The following is a 26,325-nucleotide window of genomic DNA, read 5'->3' on the forward strand; positions in this document are numbered from 1 at the left end:
CTCGCGGGGAGACCGGGGTTACCGTGGTCGGTCGTGAAGACACCTGATCTCGCGGCCCCGGCGGAGCCGCTCGCCCACGGGCTGCGCCCCCGGCACCTGACGATGATGGGCCTCGGGTCGGCGATCGGGGCCGGGCTGTTCCTCGGTTCCGGCGAGGCGATCGCGACCGCTGGTCCCGCCGTGCTCGTCAGCTACGCCATCGCCGGGGCGATCGTCGTCGCCGTGATGCGCATGCTCGCCGAGATGGCCTCCGCCCTGCCGGCGTCGGGCTCGTTCTCCGTCTACGCGGAGGTGGCGCTCGGCCGGTGGGCCGGGTTCCTGCTCGGCTGGCTGTACTGGTTCATGCTCATCATGGTGCTCGGCGTCGAGATCACCGGGGTCGCGGAGATCGTCACCGGGTGGTGGCCCGCCGTGCCGCAGTGGGTGGTCGCGGCGGCCGTCGTGGCGGTCTTCGGCGGGATCAACCTCATCGGCGTCAAGCAGTTCGGCGAGGCCGAGTTCTGGTTCGCCCTGGTCAAGGTCGCGGCCATCGTCGCGTTCCTCGTCCTCGGCGCGCTCGTCGTCGTCGGGGTGATCCCGGTGGCGGGCAGCGTGCTCGGCGACTGGGCCGCGCACGGCGGCTTCGCGCCGGCCGGTGTCGGCGGCGTCGCGGCCGGGCTGCTCGCCGTCGCCTTCGCCTTCGGCGGTATCGAGATCGTCGCGATCGCCGCGGCCGAGGCTCGCGACCCCCGCGACGCCGTGGCCCGGGCCACCCGCACGATCCTGTGGCGCATCCTGCTGTTCTACATCGGCTCGGTGGCGATCATCGTCGCGCTCGTGCCGTGGGACGACGCCGACGCCCTGACGTCCCCGTTCGTCGCCGTCCTGCAGCTCGCCGGGTTCGACGGCGCCGCGCGGCTCATGGAGGTCGTCGTCGTCCTCGCGCTGCTCAGCGCCTTCAACGCCCAGGTCTACGGCACCTCGCGCATGCTGTTCTCGCTGGGGGAGCGGCGCGACGCCCCGGCGGCGGCGACCCGGGTGTCGCGGCGCGACGTGCCGTGGGTGGCGGTGCTCGTGTCGGTGTTCTTCGGTGTCGTGGCGGTGCTGCTCAACTGGTTGCTGCCCGAGGTGCTGCTGTCCGTGCTGCTCAACGCCGTCGGCTCGGCGCTGTTCGTCGTGTGGCTGCTCATCACCCTCTCCCAGCTGCGGCTCCGACCCCGGCTGGAGGCCGAGGCGTCCCGCAGCGGCGAGCCGATGCGGCTGCGCATGTGGGGCTTCCCGTGGCTGACCTGGGTGACCCTGGCGGCTCTCGTCGGCCTCGCGGGGCTGATGCTCACCGACGGTGCCGCACGGGCCCAGCTCGGCGCCACCGCCGGGCTGGTGGTCGTCATCCTCCTGGCCTACCTGGTGCTGCGTGCGCGGCGCTCGTCCCAGGACGGCCCGCCGCGGAAGGGTGTGCCGGACGGCGCGTCGCAGGTGGGAGCATGAGCGCTATGGGTGAGCTCCTTGCCGTCTGCCGTGTCCATCAGCTCCTGCCCGACGCAGGGTCCGTGGGCATCACCGCCATCGACAAGCGACCCGTCGAGGGACGGGTCAAGGCGGGCGCCTACGGCCTCTACGCCGACGTCCAGGCGGACCGTGCCCACCACGGCGGACTCGACCAGGCGGTCTACGCCTACGCCGCCGAGGACGTCACGTTCTGGGAGCCGGAGCTCGGGCGGGAGATCCCCCCGGGTCTCTTCGGGGAGAACCTGCGCACCCGGGGGCTGGACGTGTCCGGGGCGCTGATCGGGGAACGGTGGCGGATCGGCACGGTGGTGCTGGAGGTCACCCAGCCGCGCACTCCGTGCGCCACGTTCGCGCGTCGGCTCGGCTCCCCGCCCCGGTGGGTGCGCCGGTTCACCGAGGCGAACCGCACCGGTGCCTACCTGCGGGTCGTCGAGGCCGGTGAGCTGGGTGCGGGCGACGCCGTCGAGATCGTCTCCCGCCCCGCTCACGGCGTCTCCGCCGCGGACTGGTTCGGCACCTGGAGCGCCGGCGCCCCGGCGTTCGCCGCGGCAGCCCGGCTCGCCGGAGCGTTGCGGGAGTCGGCCGAGGCCGGCGAGGTGCGGCTCAGCGAGGACATGGACGTGCGCGTGACCAAGGCGCTGTCGCGCTGAGTCTCACCTGCGCGTCGAGCCTCACCCGATCCAGAGAGCACGGAGCGCCTGAGCGATCTGGCGGACGGGCCGGCCGTCGGTGTCGACGCGATGGACGCTCGTGTCGGCCTGCGCTTCCAGGACGACTGCTGCCTTGCCGGAACGCTCGACGTGGGCCTGGAGGGACGCGCCGTCCTCCCGTCGCGACAGCCGCGATCGAACCTCCTCGTCCGACGCCGTGAGCAGGACCGACGTCACGCGAGGCCGGTCGCCCATGGCCGCTGCGAGCTCGGCGGCCTCGAGGATGGCGACGGTGTTGGTGTAGACGAGGCGTCGGTAGCCGAGGTCGCGGTAGTTCGCCCAGACGGCTGCGAGGTTGCGGGCTGCCAGGCGGTGCTCCCACGGCGCGGGCCAGGCCAGGTCGAGAGCGTCGCCCTCGATCACCGCATGGCGGATCCCCTCGACGGACAGCAGGTCGTGCAGCGCGAACGCTGTCGAGGACTTCCCCGCGCCCGACCTGCCGGAGACCAGCAGCAGCTCTGTTTCCACGGACCGGACTCTAGAGACCCTCGTCGGACGACCATCCGGCACGGCGCGGCACGGCGCGGAGCGGCGCGATGCAGCATGCGTCGTTGCTGGTGACGGTGCACGGGGAAGCCGATCCCTCTTGCGCCCGCCGAGAGCATTCACTACAGTCGAACACATGTTCGAAGACGACGCTTCCCTCCCGGCGCGGCACGCCGCCGGGTCTCGTCGTGCACGAGCAACAGGTCCCGGTGCGGGCGGTGCCCCGGCCGCACCGGGACCGACACCTGCAGGCGGAGCGTCGTCGACATCCGGGACGGCCCAGCTCGTCGCCGACGACGGCACGCGGCTCGAGCGCGAGCTCGCCGACCTGCTCACGTTCCACGTCGCAGCCACGCACTCGTCCACAGCGTCCGAGCTGTGCGGTCCTGACGACGACGCCGCTGTCGACGCCGACAGCGATGGTCGGGTCGACGCCGGAGGCCGTGCGGTCGGCACCGGCACCGGCACCGGCACCAGGAGCGGCCTGCCGACCCACCTCGCGGCGCTCGACGCGCTGCTCGCGGACGGTCCGGGTCCGGCGCTCGCGGCGATGCTGGCGGGCTCGGAGCCCGCAGACCTCGACGACGCCTCCCTGGTGGAGCTGCTGGCCGCCTGGGAACGGCTGGCGGCGTGGGCGCAAGCAGGTTCCGCGGCGGTGCTCGGTGAGCTGCTCCAGCGCACGCGCGGCTCCTCGCGGCACGAGTACGTCGTCGACGAGGTCTCGGCCCGGCTCGGGCTGAGCCGGCATGCCGCCGCGCAGCACGTCGCGGTGGCGCACGGGTCGCACGCTGCTCCCGAGGTGGCGGACGCGATGGCCGCCGGGGTGGCCGACCGCCGCAAGGCTGAAGCACTCGTGTCCACGGGGCGTCTCGACGACCGCCGTCGACGCGAGGTCGTCCGCGAGCTCCGGCCCGATCTCGAGCACCTCACCGTCCGGCAGATCCGCGACCGGCTCCGTCGAGCGGAGATCGCCGCCGATCCGGACGGCGCCGCCGATCGCCACGAGACGGCGCGGCGCACCAGATCGGTGTCGATCGAGCCGGTCGACGACGCGATGGCCTACCTGACCGCCTACCTTCCGGCGGACGACGCGGCACGCGCGTTCGCGGCGATCGACGGCCTGGGGGTCGCGATGCACCGGACGGCAGGAGAGCAACGACGGCGCGACGAGTGCCGGGCCGACGCGTTCGTCGCCCTCGTCACCGGAGACGTCGCCGCCGGGGTCGCCGCTGCCCCGCCCGCTCCGCAGACTTCAGGCTCGCACCGCCCGGGCGGCGAGGCCCGGCCCGTCGACCGGACGCCGACCGGTCGGACGTCCCCTGTCCAGGTGACGATCGCGGCCTCGACCCTCCTCGGCACGGACGACCTCCCGGCGATCCTCGCCGGCTACGGTCCGATCCCCGCGCCGATGGCCCGCACCATCGCCACCGACCCGGAGGCCACCTGGCAGCGCATCCTCACCGACCCGGTCTCGGGCGTGCTGGCCGACCGTTCCTCCACGTCGTACCGGCCCAGCCCGCGGCTCCGTGCCGCGGTGATCGCCCGCGACGCGACGTGCACGTTCCCGGGCTGCCAGGTCCCGGCGTCGCGCGCCGACCTCGACCACGTCGTGCCGTTCGACCCGGGGAGTGACGGCCCCCAGACCCACGGGGACAACCTCCACGCGCTGTGCCGCACCCACCATCGGGCCAAGACGACCGGGGGATGGACGGTGATCCGCGACCCGGCCACCGGCGTCAGCACCTGGACGTCGCCGACGGATCATCGCTACCTGAGCGAGCCGCACCGTGCGGACCCGGCCCCTGCCCGTCGTCGGCCGGGAGTGCCCCCTGACAGCGGCACACCACCGTTCTGAGCGTGTCAGGATGGGGTGATGCAGACGCACACACCCGTCACGGCCGACCACGTCGTGACCTGCGACGACGCGGGGAACAAGACCGGGACCGTCGCGCGTGCCGACGTCCACACCACCGACACGCCCCTGCACCTCGCGTTCTCCTGCTACCTGCTCGACGACGCCGGGCGTCTGCTGGTCACCCGGCGAGCCCTGGCCAAGCGGACCTGGCCCGGCGTCTGGACGAACTCGTTCTGCGGGCACCTGCGATGGACCGAGGCGACGGAGGACTCGTTGGTCCGGCACGCGGCGCACGAGCTGGGCGCCGAGGTGCGGGACGTCCAGGTCGTCCTGCCCGACTTCCGGTACCGCGCCGTGGATGCGTCCGGCATCGTCGAGAACGAGATCTGCCCCGTCTACACCGCACGCGTGGTCGGGGACGTGACACCCCACCCGGACGAGGTCTCGGAGCACGAGTGGGCACCGGTCGACCGGGTGCGTGCCGCGGTCGAGGCCGCGCCGTGGGCCTTCAGCCCGTGGATGGTGCGCCAGCTCTCCGAGATGCCGGCGTCACGGCTCGCCTGACGCCCGGCGCGGGCTGAAGGTCGGGGCGGAGTCAGCGCACCCGACGTCGCGGCTCGCGCGGCGGCCACTCGCCGTCGTCGGAGCCGTCGTCGGCGGCGAAGAGCAGCTCCTGCAGCCGGCGGTGCACGTCCTCGACGTCGGGGACGTCCGGCAGGACCATGCCCTTCTTCTCCGTCGCGTCGGAGACCATGAGGGTCCCGCAGCCGAACAGGCGGTCGATGAGCCCCTTCTCCATCGCGACGTCGTTGATGCGGTACAGGGGGATGTCGCGGCCCACGCGGGTGAGCAGGCCGGAGCGCATGGCGATCCGCTGGTTGGTCACCGAGAACGACGTGGTCCGCCACTTCAGCCAGGGCAGGAACACCCAGACCGCCGTCACCAGCGCCAGCACGCCCAGTCCTGCCCACCGGCCAGGGCCCTCGGGCACCAGCGTCATGACGGCGACGGCGCCGACCAGCACGCCGACCAGCACCACCGCCGGCCACACGAGGGCCTTCGGGTGCTCACGCAGCTCCATGACGACGTGCTCGCCGTCGATGAGGTTCTTCTCGCTCAGCGCCATGGCGTCATCCTGCCACCAGGTTCCACGCCTCGATCGTCGCCAGACCGTGCGAGGTGCCCAGCGAGCAGACGGCGGCCGTCCCGAGCTCGAGCCGGGCGCCGAACGACGGGTCGACGTCGAGCCATGCGGTGGCCAGGACGCGCAGCAGGTGCCCGTGCGCGACGGCGAGGACGGTGCCGCCGTCGTCGAGCGTCGCGCGGGCGCGCGCCACGAAGCGGTCGGCACGCGCCCGGACGTCCGCGAGGAGCTCGCCCGGACCGGCGTCCCCGACCGGCAGGACGTCGACGCCGTCCCGGAAGATCTCGTAGTCACGGCCGAGCGCCCGGGAGACCTCGGCCGACGTGCGTCCCTCGACCGGGCCGTAGTCCCACTCGGCGAGATCGGGGTCGACGACGGCGTCGGCGAACCCGGCCAGCTCGGCCGTGCGCCGAGCGCGGAGCAGGGGCGAGCAGTACACGGCGGCGGGGGACAGCCCGGCCAGCCGTCGCCGTGCCCCCTGGGCCTCCCGTTCCCCGTCGGCCGTGAGGTCCAGGTCGGTGCGGCCGGTGTGCTTGCCGGCGGACGACCAGAGCGTCTGCCCGTGCCGGAGCAGGACGAGGCGGGGCGTGTCCGAGGGAGGCAGGTCCATGGTCCGATCGTCGCGCACATCCGCCCGGATGGTGGAGCAGGTCGCGCCGAGGCGACCGGATCTGCCATTCTTCACACGCTCGACACAACTCGGAACCTCGACGCTCGGAGCCCAGCGTGATCGTCTTCGTCCTCATCGGTGCGGCCGGCCTGCTGCTGCTCCTGCTCTCCCTCGTCGTCGGCGAGCTCCTCGACATGGGAGACGGTGCGCTGTCCGGCACCTCGCTCGGGGTCGGTGCGGTCGTCTTCGGTGCCGTCGGGGCGATCGTGACGGTCAACGGACTACCCGTGTGGGTCGCCTACGCGGCGTCCGCCGTCGTCGGTCTGATCGCCGCCGGCCTCGCCCAGCTCATGATCCGGCGGCTCAGCGCCACCGAGGACAACGCCAGCATCTCGCTCGTCGGCGTGCAGGGCACGGCCGTCACGGACATCACGCAGGCTTCCGGCGAGGTGTCCCTGGACGCCGTCAGCGAGCTGGAGCGCCGCCTCGCGTGGTCGCTCGAGCCGATCGCCGAGGGCACCCGCATCGTCGTGCTCGAGCACCAGCCCAACAGCGTGCGCGTCGGGCCGTACCGGCCCGAGGCGTAACGACCACCTCTCCCGGAAGGAGCCGCGCTCCGGCGCGCACCATGACCGACTCCAGCTTCGTGACCACCCTCGCGGTGGTCGCCATCCTCGTCGCGTTCCTCGCGGTGGGGATCTTCGTCGCCCAGCGCATCCGCCGGGTCCCGCCGAACCAGGCACTCGTCATCGTCGGCCGAGGTGCCGGCCGCAAGGACGAGACCGGGCAGAAGGTCGTCATCGGCGGCCGGACGTTCGTCTGGCCGATCCTGCAGCAGGGCTTCGCGATCTCCCTGGAGCAGCGCCAGATCGGCATGACCGTCGAGGGCGTCGACTCCAACCGGATCAAGATCGCCATCAAGGCGTCGATCAACTTCAAGGTCCGGGGCGACGAGGAGGGTGTGCGCCGCGCGGCGCAGCGCTTCCTGTCCCAGCAGGAGCTCCTCACCGAGATCATCGCGGAGTCCCTCGAGGGCTCGCTGCGCTCCATCGTCGGCGACATGTCGATCGAGGAGATCATCTCCGACCGCAAGGGCCTGTCCGACCGGGTCGTCGAGTCGACCAAGAAGGACCTCGCCGAGCAGGGCCTGCAGGTCGACATCCTCAACATCTCCGACATCTCCACGCCCGGGTCGGACTACCTGGCCAACCTGGGCCGTGCCGAGTCGGCCCGTGCCCGCCAGGTCGCCGAGGTCTCCGAGGCCGAGGCGCAGCGCGCCTCGGAGTTCGCCGTCATCGAGGCGGCCGAGCAGATCGCCGAGCGGCAGAAGGCCCTCGACCTCAAGAAGGCCTCGATCAAGGCCGAGACCGACCGTGCCCAGGCGGAGGCGGACGCCTCCGGCCAGCTCGCCCGTGCCCAGCAGGACCGGCTCGTCGCGCAGCAGGAGCGCGAGGCGCTGTCGGAGAAGGCCCGCGTCGAGCAGGAGCGCCTCGACATCGAGGTCCGCAAGCCGTCCGAGGCCAAGGCGTACGCCGAGGTCCAGGAGGCCACCGCCCGCCGCGACTCGGAGAACGCGGCCACCGAGGCCGAGGCCTACAAGCGCAAGACCATCGCCGAGGCGAACAAGACCGCGGCGATCCAGGACGCCGAGGCGGCCGCGGAGTCCGTGCGTCGCTCCGGTGAGGCCGAGCGTGACCGTCAGGTGGCCCTGGCCGCCGGTATCCGGGCCGAGGGTGAGGCCCGTGCGGCCGCCATCGAGGCCGAGGGCCGCGCCGAGGCTGCGGCCACGGACGCCAAGGCCATCGCCCTCGAGAAGTACGGTGAGGCCGCGCTGGTCCAGGAGCTCATCGAGCGCCTGCCCGAGATCGTGCGGGCCGCCGCCGAGCCGATCGGCAGCATCCAGGGCATGACCGTCATCTCGACCGACGGCGCGTCCGCGATCACCAAGAACGTCAGCAGCGTCCTCGGCGAGGGCCAGGCCGTCGTCAAGGAGCTGACCGGCGTGGACATCAACCAGCTCATCGCCGGCATCGCGAACAAGGACGGCGGAGCCCAGTCCGTCGCCACCGCGTCGGCGACCAACGGCTCGACGAGCTGACGTCAGGCAGACCGCGCAGAGCGCAGAGGGCCCGCACGATCCGGACGGATCGTGCGGGCCCTCGCACGTGCGCTCGTTCGCCGGGGCCGGCGGGCCCGTCAGTCGAAGAGCGTGTCGAGCTCCCAGCCCGGCCCGGACGTGGCGGAGCGGCGCGCCCGGTCAGTGCCCGACGACGACGCTCCGACCGGCTCCGGGTCCCGTGCCTGTGCGTCGGCCCCCGGTCGCTCGCGTGGCCCGGCGCCCGCGTCCGCGGCGTCCAGGAGCAGTCCCTCCACCGCGCCGCGGCCGGCGGCCCAGTCCTCGGCGGCGAGCCGGGCGAGCTCCTGGGCCCGCTGCATGAAGGGGCTGTCCACGTGCCCGCGGACCCAGCGGAACCGCACCGGGCCCGTGCGCTCGCTGATGGCCTGGTCGAGAGCCTGCACCAGCTCCAGGTGCTGCACCGGGCCGCCGGACGCCGTCCGCCAGCCGTGCGCCTTCCAGGCCTCGAGCCACTCGGAGGCGCAGCGGATCGCGTACTGCGACGCGGACTCGACGAACAGGGGTTCCTCGCCGGGGTGCGACTCCACGGCGCGGCGCAGCGCGGTCAGGTCAGCGATCTGGGTGGTGCCGTCGACGGCACCACCGGAGTCGAAGCGACCGGAGTCGTGGGCGACCCACGCCCACCCGATCGCCCCGCCCGCGTCGTTCAGGCTGGAGCCGTCGGTGCTGACAATGATCACGCCGGTGTCCCTCGGTGTTCCTCGGTGTCCACGGAGTCCGTCGCCGGGTGGGGCGACGGGGAACATTGTGCCCTGCCCCGGTGACATTCGAGTGAACCTCCAGCATACGGTTCGCCGAAACCGCATCAGAGGAGCTCCCGGAACGCTCCGCTGGAGCACCCGGAAACCCGCTGGCCGCGTCCCGGAACCCTCGGGCCGCCGTCGACGGGGATCATGTGACCCATGGACGCCGACAAGCCCGCACCCCAGCGCACCCCGGCCGACGTCCGGCGGTGGCGGCGCTACCTGGCCGCCGAGCGCGCCGAGGCCGCGGTCTACCGCGACCTCGCCTCGCGCCGGCACGGGGAGGAGCGCGACATCCTGCTGGCCCTCGCGGCCGCGGAGAAGCGGCACGAGCAGCACTGGCTGGACCTGCTGGGCGACGACGTCGGCATGCCGCTCCAGGGCGACCCGCGCACGCGGTTCCTCGCCTTCCTCGCGCGCCGGTTCGGTGGGGTCTTCGTGCTGGCCCTCGCCCAGCGGGCCGAGTCACGCTCGACGTACGGGCGCGAGGAGCACGCCACGGCCCAGATGGCGGCCGACGAGCAGATCCACGAGGAGGTGGTGCGCAGCCTCGCGACCCGCGGCCGCAACCGGCTGTCCGGGACGTTCCGCGCCGCCGTCTTCGGTGCGAACGACGGCCTCGTGTCCAACCTCGCGCTCGTGCTCGGCATCGGTGCGTCCGGTGTCGCGACCGGGACCATCCTCGTGACGGGGGTGGCCGGGCTGCTGGCCGGTGCCCTGTCGATGGGGGCGGGCGAGTACGTGTCGGTGCGCTCGCAGCGCGAGCTGCTCGAGGCGTCCACCCCTGACCCGCAGGCGGTCCGGGCCCTGCCGCACCTCGACGTCGGCTCCAACGAGCTGGCGCTGGTCTACCGGGCTCGGGGCATGGACGCCGACGCCGCGCAGGTCCGGGCCGACGCCGTGCTCGCCCGGCTCGCCGCCACGGGTGCGGTCGAGGGATTCTCTGACGAGGCCGACGGCGCTGCCGTCGTACCGGCGGACGCCGACGGCGGTGCGGGGGCGGACGCTCACGAGACCCACGGCACCGCCTGGGGTGCGGCGATCTCCAGCTTCTGCTTCTTCGCCTCGGGAGCGATCGTCCCGGTGCTGCCGTACCTGCTGGGGATGTCGGGGACCACGGCGGTCGTCGTGGCGTGCGTGCTCGTCGGGGTGTGCCTGGCCGTGACGGGTGCGGTGACCGGGCTGCTGTCCGGCACCTCGCCGGTCACGCGGGCCCTGCGTCAGCTCGCCATCGGCTTCGGCGCCGCGGGCATCACCTACCTGCTGGGGCTGGCGTTCGGGACCACCCTGGCCTGAGGTGCGCTGGCGTCGGGCCGCGACAGTCGCGAGGATGGGGCGATGACAGACTCGCGCCCCGGGGTGACCGTCCGCGAGGACGGCTCACGCCGCGTCTTCCTCGCCCTGCTCGACGACGGCACGGAGGCCGGCGGCGCCTACTACCGGCGCCGCGACGGCGTCGTGACCTTCACCCACACCGAGATCTCGCCGGACCTCGAGGGTCAGGGCATCGGGTCGGCGCTCGCCGCGGGCGCGCTCGACCAGGTGCGCGCCGCGGGCGAGCGGATCGTCACGCTGTGCCCCTTCGTCAAGGCCTACGTGGAACGGCACCCGGAGTACCAGGACCTGCGCGCCTGAGCCTCGTCTCAGGCCAGCGCGTCGCCGACGACCTGCTTCGCCGCGGACTGCACCTCGGCCAGGTGGTCGGCGGAGACGAAGGACTCGGCGTAGATCTTGTAGACGTCCTCGGTGCCGGACGGGCGTGCCGCGAACCAGGCGTCCGCCGTGGTCACCTTCAGCCCGCCGATCTTCGCGCCGTTGCCCGGCGCCTCGGTGAGCCGGGCGGTGATCTCGGCTCCGGCGAGGGTCGTCGACGTCACCTGGTCGGGGGACAGGCCCGCGAGCCTCGCCTTCTCCTCGCGCGACGCCGGGGCGTCCACCCGGGCGTACCAGGACTCGCCGTGCTCGGCCACCAGGTCCGCGTGGTGCTGCGACGGGGAGCGCCCCGTGGTCGCGATGATCTCTGCGGCCAGCAGAGCGAGCAGCAGGCCGTCCTTGTCCGTGGACCAGACGCGGCCGTCCGTGCGCAGGAACGACGCACCGGCAGACTCCTCGCCGCCGAAGCCGATCCCGCCGTCGAGCAGGCCCGGCACGAACCACTTGAAGCCCACCGGGACCTCCGTGAGAGTGCGGCCCAGCCCCGCGGCGACCCGGTCGATGAGTGCGGAGGACACCAGCGTCTTGCCGATCGCGGCACCGGCCGGCCACCCGGGCCGGGCCCCGCCGTACAGGTACTGGATCGCCACCGCGAGGTAGTGGTTCGGGTTCATCAGCCCGGCGTCCGGCGTGACGATGCCGTGCCGGTCGGCGTCGGCGTCGTTGCCCGTGGCGACGTCGTACGGCGCCGATCCTCCGTCGTCGGGACGCATCGCCGCGACCAGCGACGCCATGGCGTGCGGGGACGAGCAGTCCATGCGGATCTTGCCGTCCCAGTCCAGCGTCATGAAGGACCAGCGGGGGTCCACCTGGGGGTTCACGACCGTCAGGTCGAGGCCGTACCGCTCGCCGATCGCCCCCCAGTACTCGACCGCGGCCCCGCCCAGCGGGTCCGCGCCGATGCGTACGCCCGACTCGCGGATCGCGTCCAGGTCGAGGACGTTGGCGAGGTCGTCGACGTACGACGACAGGAAGTCGTGCTTGTGCGTCGTGCTCGCCGTCAAGGCCGTGTCGAGCGCGACCCGCCGGACCCGGGACAGGCCACCGGTGCGCAGCAGCTCGTTCGCGCGCTCGGCGATCCAGCCGGTCGCGTCGGAACCCGCCGGCCCGCCGTGCGGCGGGTTGTACTTGAAGCCACCGTCACGCGGCGGGTTGTGCGACGGCGTCACCACGATCCCGTCCGCCAGGCCCGGGCCGGACGTGCGCACGCCGTCGTCGGACGTCGCGCCGTTGTGCAGCAGGATCGACTGTGAGACGGCAGGCGTCGGTGTGAACGAGTCGCGTGCGTCGATCATCACCGTGACGCCCGCGCCGGCGAGCACCTCCAGCGCCGTCTGCCACGCCGGCAGGGACAGGGCGTGCGTGTCACGGCCGATGAACAACGGGCCGTCGGTGCCCTGCGCCGCCCGGTACTCCACGATGGCCTGCGTGATCGCCACGATGTGCGCCTCGTTGAACGCCCCGTCCAGGCTTGAGCCACGGTGTCCCGAGGTGCCGAACACCACCTGCTGGGCCGGGTCGTCCACGTCCGGCCGGCGGTCGTAGTAGGCGGCGACCACCTGGTCGACGTCGATGAGGTCCTGCTCCTGGGCCGGCTGTCCTGCGCGCTCGTGCATGCCTCGATACTGCCAGGTGGGAGCGGGTGTGTCTCCCCCCGCGGCGGCCGCCGGCGAGAACCGGGGGAGGGCGTCGACGCGAATCCCTAGGCGGGCGCGCCGCCGCGCGAGAGCAGGAGCGCGGTGACGTGGAGACCGGCTCCCACCGCAGCGATCACGACGTGCTCGGTGCGTACGCGGGGCAGGTGCTCGGCCAGGGTCACCGGGTACGTGGCGCTGGTCATGTTGCCGTGCTCCGCGAAGGTGTCCGGATGGGCGCCGGGGCGAATGGCATCGGTCCAGTGGTCGAGCAGCGCACGCGAGCCCTGGTGGGTGAGGAGAGTGACGTCCTGCGCACGAACCCCGTACCGCTCCATGAGCTCGCCGACGACGACGGGGACCTCGTCGAGCAGGTAGTCGTACAGGTCCGTGTCCATGTGGTAGGTCGGGCGGGGCACGTCAGACGTGGCGCGTGGAAGCCCGGACCGACCCGTCGCGGACCGCGGGCGGATCGCCATCGTCATACGCTCGTAGTCCGTCGCGCGTGTGTGCGTCACCGAGCCCACCGCAGCGAAGCCTGTGCCGGGTCCGAGCACCGCGGCACCTGCGGCGTCGGACGCCGCCACCGCGTAGTCCTGCGTCAGGTCGAGGTTCCGTGTCCAACCTGAGGCGGCGACGACGAGCGCCTGACGGCACGCTCCCGCCGTCGCGGACTCGCTGGCCTGCAGGAGCCCGACGACGAAGTTCGAGAACTCGCTGTTGATCGGGACGACGAGCGCGTCGCGACGCAGTCCGATGCGCTCGTGCACGCGGTAGAGGGGGTTCGGCGTGGGATAGGGCGCCACCGAGACGTATCCGTACAGCCGATCTACCTCGTCGGCGGCGACTCCCGCCCGGGCGAGCGCGTCGAGACAGGCCGCGGCCGCGAGGTCCTCGGCCTCCTCGTCGCCGACCAGGGCGTGGCGGCGGCCCACCCCGGTGAACCGGTCTGACGGGTCGCCCGCGACCTCGCGGTCCGTGGGTGGGAAGGCCGTCCCGCAGCCGAGCACGACGGTCGTGCCCGGCGTCGTCACGCGGTCACCTTCAGCGCCTCGGCGCGGGCTCGGAGCGACCAGGCGACCTCGTCGGGACCCACCTGCACGTCGAGCACGACCGGCCCTGTCGACGGAGCGGTGTGGTCGAGGACCTGGTCGAGGGCTGCTTCCAGGTCCGTAGCCGTACGGACCACCGTGGCGCGGGCGCCGAACCCACGCGCGACACCGGCCACGTCGATCGGTGCCGCATACATCGAGCCGGGGGAGCGGGAGAACATCACCTCCTGCAGGTTGGACACCATGGCGTTGCCTGCGTTGTTGAGCACCACCCACATCACATCGACTCCGAGCTCCGCTGCGGTATGGATCTCCGGGCACGTCATGGCGAAGGCGGCGTCGCCGACGACCGCGACGACGGGACGGTCGGGGCGTGCCAACGCGACGCCGATCGCGGCCGGGACCGAGTAGCCCATGCAACCGACGTTCAGCGAGCAGTAGATCTCACGTCCGGCGCCGGACCGGTAGTGTTCGCCGACCCAGCACAGGGCGTTGCCGTTGTCGACCAGCAGCAGCGTGTCGTCGGGCAGGCGCCGGTCGAGCACGCGGGCCACCGCTGAACCTTGCAGCGCGCCGACCGGCGGGTGCTTCACGGTGGTCGCTGCGGCCTCCTCGACCGGAGTCGCCCCGGATCCCCCAGGTGGGGGCCCCGGCCGGACGACCTCTCGCCGGTCGAGCTCGTCGGTCAGGGCGTCCAGCAGCATCGCGACATCAGACTGCACCACGTGGTCGACGCTCATCGCGCGCCCGAGCTGACGCCGGTCCACGTCCACCTGCCACACAGCGCGGTTCTTGACGAGGCGCTCGTCCCAGCCGACGGTGGAGACCTCGCCGAGCGAGCTGCCCAGCACGAGCAGCAGGTCGATCTCGTCGTCCAGCACGGCTTCGTGCGTGCTCTGGCTCATCCCGTACGTCCCGTAGACCCCGAGCGAGAGCGGATGCCTCTCGGGGAAGGCACTCTTGCCCTTCATCGTGGTCGCGACGGGCAACCCGAGCCGCTCGGCGACGTCGACGAGACCAGGCTCTGCCCGAGCGATCTTGGCGCCCTGACCCACCAGCACGAGCGGCCGGTGCGCGGAGGTGAGGGCGTCGGCGAGTCGTCGCACCTCGGCAGGGTCGGGGTGCGGATGGGAGGGCCCTGGGCCGGCGTCCACGTCCGGCCGCGGTGCCGGCCCCGCCAGGACGTCGACCGGCAGCGCCAGATGGGCAGTGCCGGGCACCGGCGACGTCGCGGCGGCGATCGCCCGGAGGGTCAGGAACTCGAGCTGGCGGGCATCGGTGACGAGTGCCGACAGCTTCGTCACGGACCGGAACATGCCCACGAGATCGGCGCTCCAGTCACCACCGCTGGAGTCCTGCAGCGCTCCGCGCCCGAAGTGCGGGACAGGGACCTGTCCGGCGAGCAGCAGGACCGGTGCACCGTCGCTGGTCGCGCTCGCGGCCGCCGTCACCGCGTGCATGGTGCCAGGACCAGAGGTCACGCAGGCGACACCGAGCCCTCCACCCGCCTGTGCGTACCCCTCCGCCATGAAGACCGCTCCCTCCTCGTGCTTCGCCAGGACGAACTCGAGGTCGGGATGGTCGTCGATCCGGTCGAGCAAGGACAGGAGCGGGCCGCCGGGCACGCCGAAGAGTCGCCGGACTCCGGCACGTGCGAGGAGGTCGAGGAGCAGGTCGGAGCCGGTCCAGGTCATCGTCTTCTCCAACAGCGGGATGGCGGTGGCAGGGCCGCGGCAGCGGTACGACGCGCTGCCTCTGCTCATCGGTCCGCCCCCCGAACCGACTCACACAGCGAGTGTGACGGAGGGGTGCCGGAACTGCATCCGGAGCAGGCGGTGCCCGTCGGTCGAGGCCGGCACGCCCCACCTGGCCGGGCACGCGGGCACTCAGTACGGTCGAAGGGTGACCCTCGCCTCGCGTCTCCTGCACACCCGCTCGCTGGTCCGCGCGCCGATCTGGCTGTACCGCGCCGGGCTCGGTTTCGTCCTGGGCCCGCGCTTTCTCCTGATGCGGCACCGTGGCAGGGTCAGCGGTGAGCCGCGGTCGGTCGTGCTCGAGGTGACCGACCGCCCGGCAGCGGATCGGATCATCGTCGTGGCCGGTACGGGACCGAAGGCCCAGTGGTACCGCAACGTCCTGGTCGAGCCGCGGGTCCTCGTCTCGACCGGTTTTCGTCGCGACGCCCGTGCGCGGGCGCGAGCTCTGACGCCCGACGACGCGGCCGCCGTCCTGCAGCGGTACGCGTCCGAGCACCCCCGCGCGTGGTCGGCGTTGCGGCGGGTGCTGAGCGAATGGGCAGAGCCGTTGGCCGCCGCGACGGGGGAGCGCCGCTGGGAGCGCGTGGTTCCGGTGGTGGAGCTGCGGCTGCTGGGCTGAGCCGGGGGTCAGGCCGGGGCGCGATCAGTCTGCGTCGACTCCTCGAGCGGCTTGCGGAGCATGCGGGCGACCGCCACCAGCACCGCCAGCGCCCCGACCGTGACGAGAAGGCCGACACCGGTGCCCGCGCCGAGGGCGACGGACACGTAGCCGGCCAGCGCGGCCAGCCCGGCCGCGGCGGCGTAGGGCAGCTGGGTCAGCACGTGCGTGATGACGTCGGCCCCGGCGCCCGTGGACGACAGGATGGTGGTGTCGGAGATCGGGGAGGCGTGGTCGCCGAGGACGGCGCCGGCCAGCACCGCGCCCAGCGCGGGCAGGAGCAGGTCGGTCTGCCCGATGGTGTTCATGATCCCGCCGACCAGCGGCAGCAGCAGGGCGAACGACCCCCAGGACGTGCCGGTGGAGAACGCCATCGCGGCGGCCAGGACGAAGATCACCGGCACCAGCCAGCTCACCGGGAGGTCGGCGCCCTCCACGAGCCCGCCGAGGTACGCGCCCGTCCCGAGCTGGTCGATGAGGCCGGTGAGCATCCAGGCGAGCACGAGGATGCTCACGGCGGGCCACATCGAACGGACCCCCTCGACCCAGCCGCGGCCGAAGTGGCTCGCGGAGAACCGCGGGTTCGAGGTGGTGTACCGCAGGTAGTAGTAGACGGCGGCGGCGAGGCCGAGCAGCCCGCCGACCATGAGGGACGCGCTCGTGTCGGTCTCGGCGAGGATGTCGACGACCGACCAGCTCCCGGCCGCGGCATACCCGGTCCACACGATGCCGCCGAACACGCCGACCACGAGCAGGATGAACGGCACGAACAGTGCGCGCCGCTCCCCGGGCTCGTGCACGGGCAGGTCCTCGGCGAGCTGGCCGGGCACGGTGGCGTCGTCGGCGAAGGTGCGGCCGTCGGTGACGGCCCGCTCCTCCTCCCGGCGCATCGGTCCGACGTCGAGCCGGAGCACGACCGCGAGCCACACCATGAGCACGGCGGCGATCGCGTAGTAGTTGGCGGCTGCCGCACCGAGGAACGCCTGGACGCTCGACGTGCTCAGGGCGGACGCCGCGACGATCGGGGCGAGCAGGCCCATGATGTAGGCGCCCCAGCTGGAGAACGGCGCCAGCACGACGACCGGGGCGGACGTCGAGTCGATGAGGTACGCGAGCTTGGCGCGTGACACCCGGTGCCGGTCGGTGACCGGCCGGGAGACCTGCCCGACGGCGAGGGCGTTGAAGTAGTCGTCGATGAAGATGACGATGCCCATCACCGCGGGCAGGACCTGCGCGCCGCGGCGGGTCCTGATCCGCTCCACGGCCCAGTCGGCGAACGCCTTGGTCCCGCCGGACATCATGATGAACGCCGCGATGACCCCCAGCAGCAGGGTGAAGGCGAGGATGTAGACGTACCAGGTGTTCACCGCGCCGTCGGTCCAGAAGATGACGGCGAACGACTCCCCGACCAGCCGCAGCGTCTCCAGCGGGTTCAGGTCGGCCACCAGCAGCGCCGCCGTCAGGATCCCCGCGCCCAGGCTGATGAGCACCTTGCGGGTGATCACCACCAGGGCGATGGCGATCACCGGTGGCAGCAGCGTCAGGACCGGGTAGCTCTCGATCATGGACCGGCTGCTGTCAGCCGGCGTCGAAGCGACGGTCGTCGGCCTGCTCGCTCGTCTCGTGGCCGGGGTCCTGCGCGGGCTGGGCGTCCGCGAACCGGGGGTCGGTGATCGCCGGGTCCCGTCTCACCAGCTCCAGGGCGAAGTCGCTCGGGGGGACGCGGGGGTCGCGCTCGGGTGCGTGCGTGGTCATGAAACGGCTCCTTTCGTCGCTGCCACCGTAGGCGCCGGGCCTGCAGCCTGCTCGCTGTGCGCCGTCGGCGCGCGGGATCGCGGGACCCGACTTACGGTGATGTGCGCGAGCAACAGTTCTCGCCCCGACCGGCACGGAGGCTGGCGCCATGGGATCTTTCCGAGGAAGGGCCACCACGTGGCTGCTGGCCGTCGCGACCGCCCTCGGGCTCGCGCTCACCGGGGTAGGGGTCGCGGCCCCGGCCCAGGCGGCCGCGAAGGTCGCCGCGCCGCTGCCCGATCGCACCTACGTGCTGTCGTCGTACTACGGGCCGCGCTGCATGCCGATCGCCGGCTCCTCGACGTACCACCAGGGCCAGGACTTCGGTGCGTCGAAGGGCACGGCGGTCCGCGCCATCGCGCCCGGCACGGTCTCCCGCGCTGGATCGGTCCGGGGCTTCGGCGAGTGGGTCGTCATCGACCACTCGACCGGCGGCGAGCGCTTCTCCTCGCTGTACGCCCACCTCGTGGACGGCACGAAGCACGTGAAGAAGGGCCAGAAGGTCAAGCGTGGCCAGCGCATCGGCGACGTGGGGTCGACCGGGACGTCGACGTCGCCGCACCTGCACCTGGAGATCTGGCAGGGCGGCTATCCCGGTGGCTCGACCGTGGACCCGCTGTCGTTCATGAAGAGCCGAGGCGTCGACCTGCGGTCGCTGTCCACACGCAACTACGCGCGCACCACGCCGTCGTCGTGCAAGTACTTCACGACGGCGAAGGTCAACATGCGCAGCGGCCCCGGTGAGAGCTACCAGGTGCTGCGCACCCCCCAGCCCAACGTGGTGATCAAGGGCAAGCCCGGTGCGGGCTCGGGCGACTGGCGCCAGGTCACCCGGAACGGCAGGTCCGGCTGGATCCACAAGAACTACCTCTCGCCCGGGTACACCTCGCAGGGGACGCGCTACACGCTGTCCTCCCTCAACCTGCGCGCCAAGGCGTCGACGTCCTCCAAGGTCAAGCGCACCATCCCGGCCGACGCGCAGGTCACCATGCTGCGCGGCCTCAAGGGAAGCTGGCAGCGGGTCCGGTACGGCGGGCAGAACGGTTGGGTGTCGGCCCAGCACATCTCCGACACCCGTGACGGCGCGCAGGTGGTCCGCAACACGTCGGGCAACACGTACTCCTGGGTGCGGCCGAGCACGCTCCAGCTGCGCGAGGGCCCCTCCACGTCGACGGCGAAGGTCGTCACCCTCAAGCGCGACCAGCGGGTCCGGCACCTCGCCACGATGAAGAACGGCTGGCTCAAGGTCAAGCACGGGGGCAAGACCGGCTACGTCGCGACCAGGTACCTCACCTCGAACAGGCCGTAGCCGCGTCAGTCGAGGTAGTCCTCGACGAGCCGTGCGGCGATCCCCGTGTACGTGGCCGGGGTGAGCGCGGCGAGGCGGCCGGCGACGTCCTCGGGCAGCCCGAGGCCGGCGACGAACTCCCGCATCCGCTCGCCGTCGACGCGCTGGCCGCGGGTGAGCTCCTTGAGCCGCTCGTACGGGTTCTCCATGCCTGCCACACCGGCGACGGACGCGGCGCGCATCGCGGACTGGACGGGCTCGCCGAGCACCTCCCAGTTGTGGTCGAGGTCGTCGGCCATGAGCTCGGCGTTGACGGCGAGCGCCTTCAGGCCGCGGCGGACGTTGTCGATCGCGAGCAGGGAGTGCCCGAACGCCGGGCCGATGTTGCGCTGCGTGGTGGAGTCCGTGAGGTCGCGCTGCAGGCGGCTGGTCACCAGCGTGGCCGACAGGGTGTCCAGGAGCGAGCAGGAGACCTCGAGGTTGGCCTCGGCGTTCTCGAACCGGATCGGGTTGACCTTGTGCGGCATCGTCGAGGAGCCCGTCGCCCCGGCCACGGGGATCTGGGTGAAGAAGCCCAGGGAGATGTAGGTCCACACGTCGGTGGCGAGGTTGTGCAGGATCCGGTTGAACCGGGCGACGTCGGCGTAGACCTCGGCCTGCCAGTCGTGGGACTCGATCTGCGTGGTCAGCGGGTTCCAGGTCAGGCCCAGGTGCTCGACGAACGCCTTCGACACGGCCGGCCAGTCGGCGCCCGGGACGGCGACGGTGTGCGCGCCGTACGTGCCGGTGGCGCCGTTGAGCTTGCCGAGGAACTCGGCCCCGGCGACGCGGCGGAGCTGGCGGCGCAGGCGGTGCGCGAGCACCGCGATCTCCTTGCCCATCGTGGTCGGGGTGGCGGGCTGGCCGTGCGTGCGGCTCAGCATCGGCACGTCCGCGTGCTCGCGCGCCATCGCGGCGAGCTGGTCGGCCAGGGCCTCGGCGGCGGGCAGCCAGACGTCGAGGACGGCGCCGCGCACCATCAGGGCGTAGCTGAGGTTGTTGATGTCCTCGCTCGTGCAGGCGAAGTGCACGAGCTCGCTCGCGGCCGGCAGGTTCGTCTCGCCGAGCTCGTCGGGGGCGACGGCGATGCGGCGCTTGATGAAGTACTCGACGGCCTTCACGTCGTGCACCGTCTCGCGCTCGATGGCGCCGAGCTCGGCGATCTGGTCCGCGCCGAACGTCGCGGGGATCTGTCGCAGGTAGGCGACCTCGGCGTCGCTGAGCGAGGGAGCGCCGGGCACGACGGGACCGTCGCCGCCGGGGACGCCGTTGCACAGCACGATGAGCCACTCCACCTCGACGTGGATGCGCGCCCGGTTCAGCGCGGCCTCGCTGAGGTGGTCCACGAGCGGCGCCACGGCCCCGCGGTAGCGACCGTCGAGCGGCCCCAGCGCGATCGGCGGGGTGACGTCGGCGAGGTCCACCCGGGTGTCGTTCGTCGGTGCGTGCTGCGGCTTGGAGGTCACGCCCGGCATTCTCCCACGACCGCACCACGACCCCTGAGGCCATCCACGCCGGGCGTCCTCCACAGGGCGGCTCCCTCGTCGGCCACCAGGTGGCGGCACCCGCCTAGCGTCGCGGCCATGCTCCTGACCACCACCGATGTCGCCCAGGCCGCCACCCACCTGCGGGACGCCCGGACCGCGCTCGACGACGCCGTCGCCCGGCTCGGCCACGCCGCCCTGCTCGACTGGCGGTCCCCGGCGGGCGACGCCTGCCGGGCCGCGGTGGACGAGCTCCGCCTCGCGCTCGCCACCGACGCCGTCACTCTCGACCAGGCCGTCGGCGCGACCGACTCCTGCCTGCTGCCGTGAGCCGCGACCCGCACGAGACGCTCGTGATCGTCGGCGGACGAGCTCTGACGCGGGTCGACGCCGGGGCGGTCCGGGCCTGCGCCGTGCAGCTCGCCGAGACCGCCCGGGCCCTGGGGGTGGCGGCCGCGGCGTCCGCGTTCGCGAGGTCGGCCCTGGACCGCGACCTGTGGACACCGGTGCACCTCGGCGTGACGGACCCGTCCCGGGACGGTCGGGTGCGGTGGGCACGGGGGCTGGCCGACGACGCCGCGGTGGCGCTCGCGCTGCGGGCGGACAGCTGCGCGAGCCTGGAGATGCGCCTGCTGATCGCCGCCGGGCTGTACGAGCACGCCGAGTCGATGGCCGAGCGCACGATGGGCGCCGTGGTGACGTTCACCGCGGGGACCGTCGGACTCGCCGTCACCGCCGCTGCCACCGACCCGGTGCTGGGTCATCCGCTGCGCCAGGCGGGTCGGTACGGACTGGCGGGCGTCGCGGCGCGGTCCGACGACCCGGACGTGCCGCACGCCCCTCCGACGACCGTGCCCTCCGACGTCGAGCCGTCCGGTGCGGGAGGTGTCGCGGGCTGGGTGCTGCGTGGCGTGGCCCCCTACGTGGACGAGGCCGTCCTCGGGGGCGGGATCGGTGTCGCGGCCGGTGCTCCGGTCCGGTCCGGTCTCGACCTGTCCGTCGACGGCGCGGCGAGGGTGCTGTCCCGGGCGGTGTGGAGCGTGCTGCCCGACGTCGAGGTCACCGTCGAGCCGATCGCACCGGACCGCTTCACCGGCGGGCTCCCGGCCTGGCACGCCTCGTGCGCCGGCGATGTCGCGGAGGCGCTGGCCAGGTCCGCGGACCTGTACGCGCACGGCAGCGGGATCCCGGGGCGCGAGGCCCCCGGCCCGCCCCCCGGGACGATCGCGGTGCAGCGGGTCGAGGGCGCCGACGGCGCCGTGAGCTGGACCGTGCTGATCCCCGGCACGCAGGAGATGCTGTCGGCACAGAACCCGTTCGACGTCGCCACGGACCTCGACATGATGGCGCAGGAGTCCGCGGACGTCATGGTCGCCGTCGAGCAGGCGCTCGCGGACGCCGGCGCGGGGCCGGCCGAGCCGGTCGTGCTGGTGGGGCACTCGCTCGGTGGCATCGCGGCCACCTCGCTCGCGGCGTCACCGGCCTTCCGTCGTCGTCACCCGGTCGGCGGGGTCGTCACCGCGGGTGCGCCCACGGCGACCTTCCGGCTGCCGCGCGGAGTCCCGGCGCTGCACCTGGAGAACACCGAGGAGCTCGTCTCCTCCCTCGACGGACGGTCTGCCGCCGAGGGCGAGGTGGGCCCGGACCGCGTGGTGGTGGCCCGGGACCTGTCCGCGTCGGACGACCCTCGCGACCGGGCGGCGTCGGGCAGCGTCACGCAGGCGCACTCGATGGCGACGCACCTGCGAACGCTCGAGCAGGCCCAGACCGTGCAGAACGTCCAGGTGGCGGCCACGGCGGAGCGGATCGAGGCGTTCCTGGACGGCGAACGCGCCGAGACCACGTACTACGCGGTCCGGCGCGTCCGCGACGGCGAGTGAGAGGGGCCGGTCAGTCGCGCTTGCCGGGGATGACCCAGCCGATGACCGTCTGCAGGACCGCGAGGATCAGCGCGATCCACAGGTACCACCAGAAGCCGCCCTCGATCTCCAGGCCCCAGTCACCCACCAGGCTGGTGATCCACGTGGTGATCCACAGCATGAACGCGTTGATCAGCAGGTAGAACAGGCCGAGCGTGAGGATCAGCAGCGGGAGGGAGATCAGGGAGACGATGGGCTTCACGATCATGCTGACCAGCGAGAAGATCGTCGCGACGGCAAGGACGACGAGGATCTGGCCGAGCGTGTCGTTCCCGCCGTAGATCTCGAGGTTGTCGAAGATCAGGTCGCAGATCCACAGCGCGAGCGATGTCACGACGATCCGTGCGATGAGGTTCATGACGGCATGGTGGCACGATGGCGCCGTGGAGACAGCCCCTGACACCCCGGTCACCGTCCCGCTGCGCGCCGCCGTCGCAGCCCTTCCCGCCTACGTGCCGGGTGCCCGTCCGAGCGGGACGGCGCACAAGCTCTCGTCCAACGAGAACCCGTACCCGCCGTTGCCGTCCGTGCTCGCCGCGATCCAGTCCGCGGCGAGCGAGGTCAACCGGTACCCCGACATGTACGCCACCGAGCTCGTCGAGGCGATCGCCGCGCACGTCGGTCTCGCGGCGGACCAGGTCGTGGTGGGCAACGGGTCGGTGGCAGTGCTGCACCACGTGCTCGAGGCCGTCGTCGAGCCTGGTGACGAAGTGGTCTTCCCGTGGCGCTCCTTCGAGGCCTACCCGATCATCACGGCCGTCGCCGGGGGTTCCGCGGTGACGGTCCCCGTGACGGCGGACGGCCGTCTCGACCTGCCCGCGATGGCCGCCGCCGTCACCGAGCGCACCCGGGTCGTGCTGGTCTGCACCCCCAACAACCCGACCGGCCCCGTGGTGCCCGCCGACGACCTGGAGACCTTCCTGGCGTCCGTGCGCCGCGACGTGCTCGTCGTCGTCGACGAGGCCTACCTCGAGTTCGTGCGTGCCCCCGAGGCGCCGGACGCGCTCGACGTGCTGCGCCGCCACCCGAACGTCGTCGTGCTGCGCACGTTGTCCAAGGCCTACGGTCTCGCCGGCCTGCGCGTCGGGTACGCGCTGGCCGCGCCGCGGCTCGCCGCCGGCATCCGGGCGACGTCCACGCCGTTCGGGGTGAACCACCTCGCCCAGCGCGCCGGGATCGCCGCCCTGCAGGCGCCCGCCCTGGCCGAGATGACCGCGCACGTCGAGGCGCTGGTCGCCGAGCGCACCCGGGTGCGGGACGCCCTGCGTGAGCAGGGCTGGGAGGTGCCGGACACCCAGGCGAACTTCGTGTGGCTCGCCCTGGGGGAGCGGACGGCGGGACTGGCCGCCGAGGCCGCCGCGGCGGGTGTGCTCGTGCGCCCCTTCGCCGGGGACGGGATGCGCGTCAGCATCGGCGAGGTCGCGGCCAACGACGCGTTCCTGGCGCTCGCCGCGACCTGGCGCTGACACGCTGCGCGGGACCGCGTGGTGCGACGAGGAGCGTGAGGTGGACGCGGCGGGCTAGGGCGACGCGGCAGCGGCGGCCCGCCCGGGGCCGGGGATCTCGCCCGAGCCCCGCACCACCAGGCGCGTCGGGACCACGAGCTGCCGCGGGGGGCCGACGTCGCCGTCCAGGCGGGCGAAGAGACGTTCGGCCGCGAGGCGACCGATCCGGTCGGGGTCCTGGGCGATCACGGTCACGCGAGGGCTGACCAGGTCGCCCGACTCGACGTCGTCGAAGGCGACGAGCGCGACGTCGTGCTCGGCGCCGAGCTGCTGGAGCGCTCGGATCGCTCCGACGGTCACCAGGTTCTGGCTGGAGAAGATCGCGGTCGGCGGGTCCGGGAGGGTGAGCAGCCGCCGGGTGATCGCGGTGGCGCTCGTGTCGTCGTGGAGGTCGAGGACGGTCAGCGCCGGGTCGGCCGGCGTTCCCTGGTCGGCGAGCTCGGCCAGGTACCCGTCCCGGCGTAGCCGCGCGGTCTGGATACGCTCGAGGTCGCCGAGGAAGGCGATGCGTCGGTGGCCCTGCGCGATCAGGTGGCGGACGGCCTCCCGGGCGCTGTCGTGGTTGGCGGTGACGACGGTGTCGACGTCGATGCCGCTCGGCTCACGGTCGATGCACACCATCGGGGTGCCGCGGTCGAGGTGCACCTGGAGGTAGGACTGGTCGTCCCGCACGGGCGTGACGACGTAGCCGTCCACGCGTCGTCGGGCGAGCGCCGCGATCGCGCGGCGTTCGGCGGCGGGATCGTCCTCGAGGCTGGTGGCGAACACGGCGTAGCCCCGTTCGGTGGCGACCCGTTCGATGGCGCGGTGCACCTGCGCGGCGAACGGGTTCGCGACGCTCGACACCAGCAGGCCGATCGTGTGCGTCCGGCCGTCGCCCCGCCGCAGGTTGCCCGCGTGCATGTTGGGCTCGTACTGCAGCTCGGCCGCGGCCTTGCGCACGCGCTCGGCGGTCTCCGGCGCGACGTCGGGCTCGCCGTTGACGACGCGGGACACGGTCTTGATCCCGACGCCGGCGAGACGCGCGACGTCGCGCATGGTGGGGCGGCGGCTGGCCTGGCGTGGCGTCGGGGCGCTTGACATCGATGTCACGTGGTGGTCTCTCCTCGTTCTCCGGGTCTTGACCCTACCCGCCTCCGTCGGATAGACATGTGCCTGACAACGTTGTCGGGCATTCGTGCCCTCGATCAAGGAGTTCACCGATGAGCCACGCGAAGTTCGACACCTCTCGCGCCCGTCGCATCTCAGCTCTGACCAGTGTCTTTGCGCTGTCCGCGCTGACTCTCACGGCGTGCAGCGACGACGCCGGAAGCCCAGGGGCGGCTGACAACGATGGCGGGCCCGTCGGTGTCTCGCTCATCGTCAAGACCACGACGAACCCGTTCTTCGTCGCGATGCAGGACGGTGCCCAGGTCGCGGCCGAGGAGCACGGTGTCGAGCTGACGCTCGCCGCCGGCCGCCAGGACGGCGACGAGGACACCCAGATCCAGGCGATCGAGAACGCCGTCGCGCGCGGTGACGCCGGGATCCTCATCACGCCGAACGGGCCGGCCGTCGTCGACGCCATCAGCACGGCACGCGAGGCCGGTCTCTACGTCATCGCCCTCGACACCCCGCCCGACCCCGCGGACGCCGTCGACATCACCTTCGCCACGGACAACCGCCTCGCCGGGCAGAAGATCGGTGAGTGGACGGCGGGGGCGCTCGACGGCGAGAAGGCGACGATCGCGATGCTCGACCTGTTCAGCGACAAGGTGGTCTCGGTCGACGTGGACCGCGACCAGGGATTCCTCGAGGGGATGGGGATCGACGTCGCCGACCCGCAGGCCAACGGTGACGAGGCGCCCACCGGCACCTACAGCGGCGGCGAGTACGAGATCGTGGGCAACGAGGCCTCGGACGGAGCCGAGGACGGCGGCCGGACCGCGATGGAGAACCTGCTGACCAAGAACCCCGACATCAACGTCGTCTACACGATCAACGAGCCCGCCGCGTACGGCGCCTTCCAGGCCCTGGAGGCCGCCGGCAAGACGAGCGACGACGTGCTCGTCGTCTCCGTCGACGGCGGGTGCGCCGGCGTGCAGAACGTGGAGGAGGGCGTCATCGACGCCACGAGCCAGCAGTACCCCGTGCGGATGGCCGAGATGGGCGTCGAGGCGATCGCGCAGCTCGCCACCGAGGGCGCCACGCCCGAGACGAGCGAGGGCCTGGACTTCTTCAACACCGGTGTCGAGCTGGTCACCGACACTCCGGTCGACGGTGTCGAGTCGATCGACTCGACCGAGGCGACCGAGATCTGCTGGGGCTGA

At 72.7% G+C, this 26,325-nt stretch carries 26 protein-coding genes; 14 read left to right on the top strand and 12 right to left on the bottom strand.

Features of this window, described 5'->3' with window-relative positions; all coding sequences use genetic code 11:
- The first annotated feature begins 33 nt into the window (after positions 1-33).
- Entirely contained in the window at positions 34-1,467 is a 1,434-nt protein-coding gene (locus HDG69_RS01185) for an amino acid permease (RefSeq protein ID WP_343036197.1), read from the top strand.
- A gap of 5 nt (positions 1,468-1,472) precedes the next feature.
- The gene (locus HDG69_RS01190) at positions 1,473-2,138 is read left to right on the top strand and encodes an MOSC domain-containing protein (RefSeq protein WP_171783115.1); all 666 of its coding nucleotides are present in this window, start codon (positions 1,473-1,475) and stop codon (positions 2,136-2,138) included.
- A gap of 21 nt (positions 2,139-2,159) precedes the next feature.
- On the opposite strand, the gene HDG69_RS01195 is transcribed toward HDG69_RS01190, so the two are convergent.
- Positions 2,160-2,666 carry a nucleoside/nucleotide kinase family protein gene (locus HDG69_RS01195; protein WP_171781959.1) on the bottom strand — a complete coding sequence of 169 codons (507 nt, stop codon included), beginning with the start codon at positions 2,664-2,666 and terminating at the stop codon, positions 2,160-2,162.
- 154 nt (positions 2,667-2,820) lie between these two features.
- On the opposite strand from HDG69_RS01195, the gene HDG69_RS01200 reads away from it, so the two are divergent.
- Positions 2,821-4,539, top strand: a complete 1,719-nt coding sequence (locus HDG69_RS01200) for an HNH endonuclease signature motif containing protein (RefSeq protein ID WP_171781960.1) — start codon at positions 2,821-2,823, stop codon at positions 4,537-4,539.
- A gap of 18 nt (positions 4,540-4,557) precedes the next feature.
- A complete protein-coding gene (gene idi, locus HDG69_RS01205) occupies positions 4,558-5,103 on the top strand; it encodes an isopentenyl-diphosphate Delta-isomerase (RefSeq protein WP_171781961.1) in 546 nt (181 codons plus the stop codon).
- A gap of 31 nt (positions 5,104-5,134) precedes the next feature.
- Here the strand turns inward: idi and HDG69_RS01210 are convergent, their stop codons facing one another.
- Positions 5,135-5,665 carry a PH domain-containing protein gene (locus tag HDG69_RS01210; protein ID WP_171781962.1) on the bottom strand — a complete coding sequence of 177 codons (531 nt, stop codon included), beginning with the start codon at positions 5,663-5,665 and terminating at the stop codon, positions 5,135-5,137.
- Positions 5,666-5,669: 4 nt separating this feature from the next.
- Positions 5,670-6,293 (bottom strand): histidine phosphatase family protein, encoded by a 624-nt coding sequence (locus tag HDG69_RS01215; protein ID WP_171781963.1) that lies wholly within the window; start codon positions 6,291-6,293, stop codon positions 5,670-5,672.
- Positions 6,294-6,409: 116 nt separating this feature from the next.
- Between HDG69_RS01215 and HDG69_RS01220 the strand changes: the two genes are divergently transcribed.
- Both HDG69_RS01220 and HDG69_RS01225 read left to right on the top strand, forming a co-directional pair.
- Entirely contained in the window at positions 6,410-6,880 is a 471-nt protein-coding gene (locus HDG69_RS01220; RefSeq protein ID WP_171781964.1) for an NfeD family protein, read from the top strand.
- Between the two features lie 41 nt (positions 6,881-6,921).
- Positions 6,922-8,391: a flotillin family protein gene (locus tag HDG69_RS01225; protein WP_171781965.1), complete on the top strand. Its 1,470-nt coding sequence runs from the start codon at positions 6,922-6,924 to the stop codon at positions 8,389-8,391.
- Between the two features lie 98 nt (positions 8,392-8,489).
- On the opposite strand, the gene HDG69_RS01230 is transcribed toward HDG69_RS01225, so the two are convergent.
- Positions 8,490-9,110 carry an RNase H family protein gene (locus HDG69_RS01230; RefSeq protein WP_171781966.1) on the bottom strand — a complete coding sequence of 207 codons (621 nt, stop codon included), beginning with the start codon at positions 9,108-9,110 and terminating at the stop codon, positions 8,490-8,492.
- 222 nt (positions 9,111-9,332) lie between these two features.
- On the opposite strand from HDG69_RS01230, the gene HDG69_RS01235 reads away from it, so the two are divergent.
- Both HDG69_RS01235 and HDG69_RS01240 read left to right on the top strand, forming a co-directional pair.
- Entirely contained in the window at positions 9,333-10,469 is a 1,137-nt protein-coding gene (locus tag HDG69_RS01235; RefSeq protein ID WP_171781967.1) for a VIT1/CCC1 transporter family protein, read from the top strand.
- A 42-nt stretch (positions 10,470-10,511) separates the two neighbouring features.
- Positions 10,512-10,808: a GNAT family N-acetyltransferase gene (locus HDG69_RS01240; protein ID WP_171781968.1), complete on the top strand. Its 297-nt coding sequence runs from the start codon at positions 10,512-10,514 to the stop codon at positions 10,806-10,808.
- Positions 10,809-10,816: 8 nt separating this feature from the next.
- On the opposite strand, the gene pgm is transcribed toward HDG69_RS01240, so the two are convergent.
- The 3 genes from pgm to HDG69_RS01255 all read right to left on the bottom strand — a co-directional run bounded on the left by pgm (position 10,817) and on the right by HDG69_RS01255 (position 15,335).
- Positions 10,817-12,502 (bottom strand): phosphoglucomutase (alpha-D-glucose-1,6-bisphosphate-dependent), encoded by a 1,686-nt coding sequence (pgm, locus tag HDG69_RS01245; protein WP_171781969.1) that lies wholly within the window; start codon positions 12,500-12,502, stop codon positions 10,817-10,819.
- Positions 12,503-12,588: 86 nt separating this feature from the next.
- Positions 12,589-13,554 carry a 3-oxoacyl-[acyl-carrier-protein] synthase III C-terminal domain-containing protein gene (locus tag HDG69_RS01250; RefSeq protein ID WP_171781970.1) on the bottom strand — a complete coding sequence of 322 codons (966 nt, stop codon included), beginning with the start codon at positions 13,552-13,554 and terminating at the stop codon, positions 12,589-12,591.
- A complete protein-coding gene (locus HDG69_RS01255) occupies positions 13,551-15,335 on the bottom strand; it encodes a thiamine pyrophosphate-binding protein (protein WP_216645131.1) in 1,785 nt (594 codons plus the stop codon). Before HDG69_RS01255 ends, HDG69_RS01250 begins: the two co-directional genes overlap by 4 nt.
- A gap of 139 nt (positions 15,336-15,474) precedes the next feature.
- Between HDG69_RS01255 and HDG69_RS18625 the strand changes: the two genes are divergently transcribed.
- A complete protein-coding gene (locus HDG69_RS18625) occupies positions 15,475-15,948 on the top strand; it encodes a nitroreductase family deazaflavin-dependent oxidoreductase (protein ID WP_343036198.1) in 474 nt (157 codons plus the stop codon).
- A gap of 8 nt (positions 15,949-15,956) precedes the next feature.
- Here the strand turns inward: HDG69_RS18625 and HDG69_RS01265 are convergent, their stop codons facing one another.
- Both HDG69_RS01265 and HDG69_RS01270 read right to left on the bottom strand, forming a co-directional pair.
- On the bottom strand, positions 15,957-17,552 hold the full coding sequence (locus HDG69_RS01265; RefSeq protein WP_171781973.1) for a Na+/H+ antiporter NhaC family protein: 1,596 nt from the start codon (positions 17,550-17,552) through the stop codon (positions 15,957-15,959).
- 13 nt (positions 17,553-17,565) lie between these two features.
- A complete protein-coding gene (locus HDG69_RS01270; RefSeq protein WP_171781974.1) occupies positions 17,566-17,742 on the bottom strand; it encodes a hypothetical protein in 177 nt (58 codons plus the stop codon).
- 148 nt (positions 17,743-17,890) lie between these two features.
- On the opposite strand from HDG69_RS01270, the gene HDG69_RS19275 reads away from it, so the two are divergent.
- Positions 17,891-19,090, top strand: coding sequence for an SH3 domain-containing protein (locus HDG69_RS19275; protein WP_171781975.1), 1,200 nt, complete (start codon positions 17,891-17,893; stop codon positions 19,088-19,090).
- A 5-nt stretch (positions 19,091-19,095) separates the two neighbouring features.
- On the opposite strand, the gene purB is transcribed toward HDG69_RS19275, so the two are convergent.
- Positions 19,096-20,574: an adenylosuccinate lyase gene (gene purB, locus HDG69_RS01280; protein ID WP_343036199.1), complete on the bottom strand. Its 1,479-nt coding sequence runs from the start codon at positions 20,572-20,574 to the stop codon at positions 19,096-19,098.
- Between the two features lie 117 nt (positions 20,575-20,691).
- Between purB and HDG69_RS01285 the strand changes: the two genes are divergently transcribed.
- Positions 20,692-20,922 (top strand): hypothetical protein, encoded by a 231-nt coding sequence (locus tag HDG69_RS01285; RefSeq protein WP_171781977.1) that lies wholly within the window; start codon positions 20,692-20,694, stop codon positions 20,920-20,922.
- A complete protein-coding gene (locus tag HDG69_RS01290; protein ID WP_171781978.1) occupies positions 20,919-22,472 on the top strand; it encodes a lipase family protein in 1,554 nt (517 codons plus the stop codon). The genes HDG69_RS01285 and HDG69_RS01290 overlap by 4 nt, the downstream gene beginning before the upstream one ends.
- 10 nt (positions 22,473-22,482) lie before the next feature.
- Here HDG69_RS01290 and HDG69_RS01295 read toward each other — a convergent pair whose 3' ends face one another.
- Positions 22,483-22,869, bottom strand: a complete 387-nt coding sequence (locus HDG69_RS01295) for a phage holin family protein (RefSeq protein ID WP_171781979.1) — start codon at positions 22,867-22,869, stop codon at positions 22,483-22,485.
- Here HDG69_RS01295 and hisC point away from each other — a divergent pair.
- On the top strand, positions 22,868-23,977 hold the full coding sequence (gene hisC / locus HDG69_RS01300) for a histidinol-phosphate transaminase (RefSeq protein WP_171783116.1): 1,110 nt from the start codon (positions 22,868-22,870) through the stop codon (positions 23,975-23,977). The two genes, HDG69_RS01295 and hisC, sit on opposite strands and share 2 nt — an antisense overlap.
- 54 nt (positions 23,978-24,031) lie before the next feature.
- Here the strand turns inward: hisC and HDG69_RS01305 are convergent, their stop codons facing one another.
- Positions 24,032-25,099, bottom strand: a complete 1,068-nt coding sequence (locus HDG69_RS01305; RefSeq protein ID WP_246255939.1) for a LacI family DNA-binding transcriptional regulator — start codon at positions 25,097-25,099, stop codon at positions 24,032-24,034.
- A 119-nt stretch (positions 25,100-25,218) separates the two neighbouring features.
- Between HDG69_RS01305 and HDG69_RS01310 the strand changes: the two genes are divergently transcribed.
- On the top strand, positions 25,219-26,325 hold the full coding sequence (locus HDG69_RS01310) for a substrate-binding domain-containing protein (protein WP_171781980.1): 1,107 nt from the start codon (positions 25,219-25,221) through the stop codon (positions 26,323-26,325).

The sequence above is a fragment of the Isoptericola halotolerans genome (assembly GCF_013149785.1).
Taxonomy (GTDB): domain Bacteria; phylum Actinomycetota; class Actinomycetes; order Actinomycetales; family Cellulomonadaceae; genus Isoptericola; species Isoptericola halotolerans.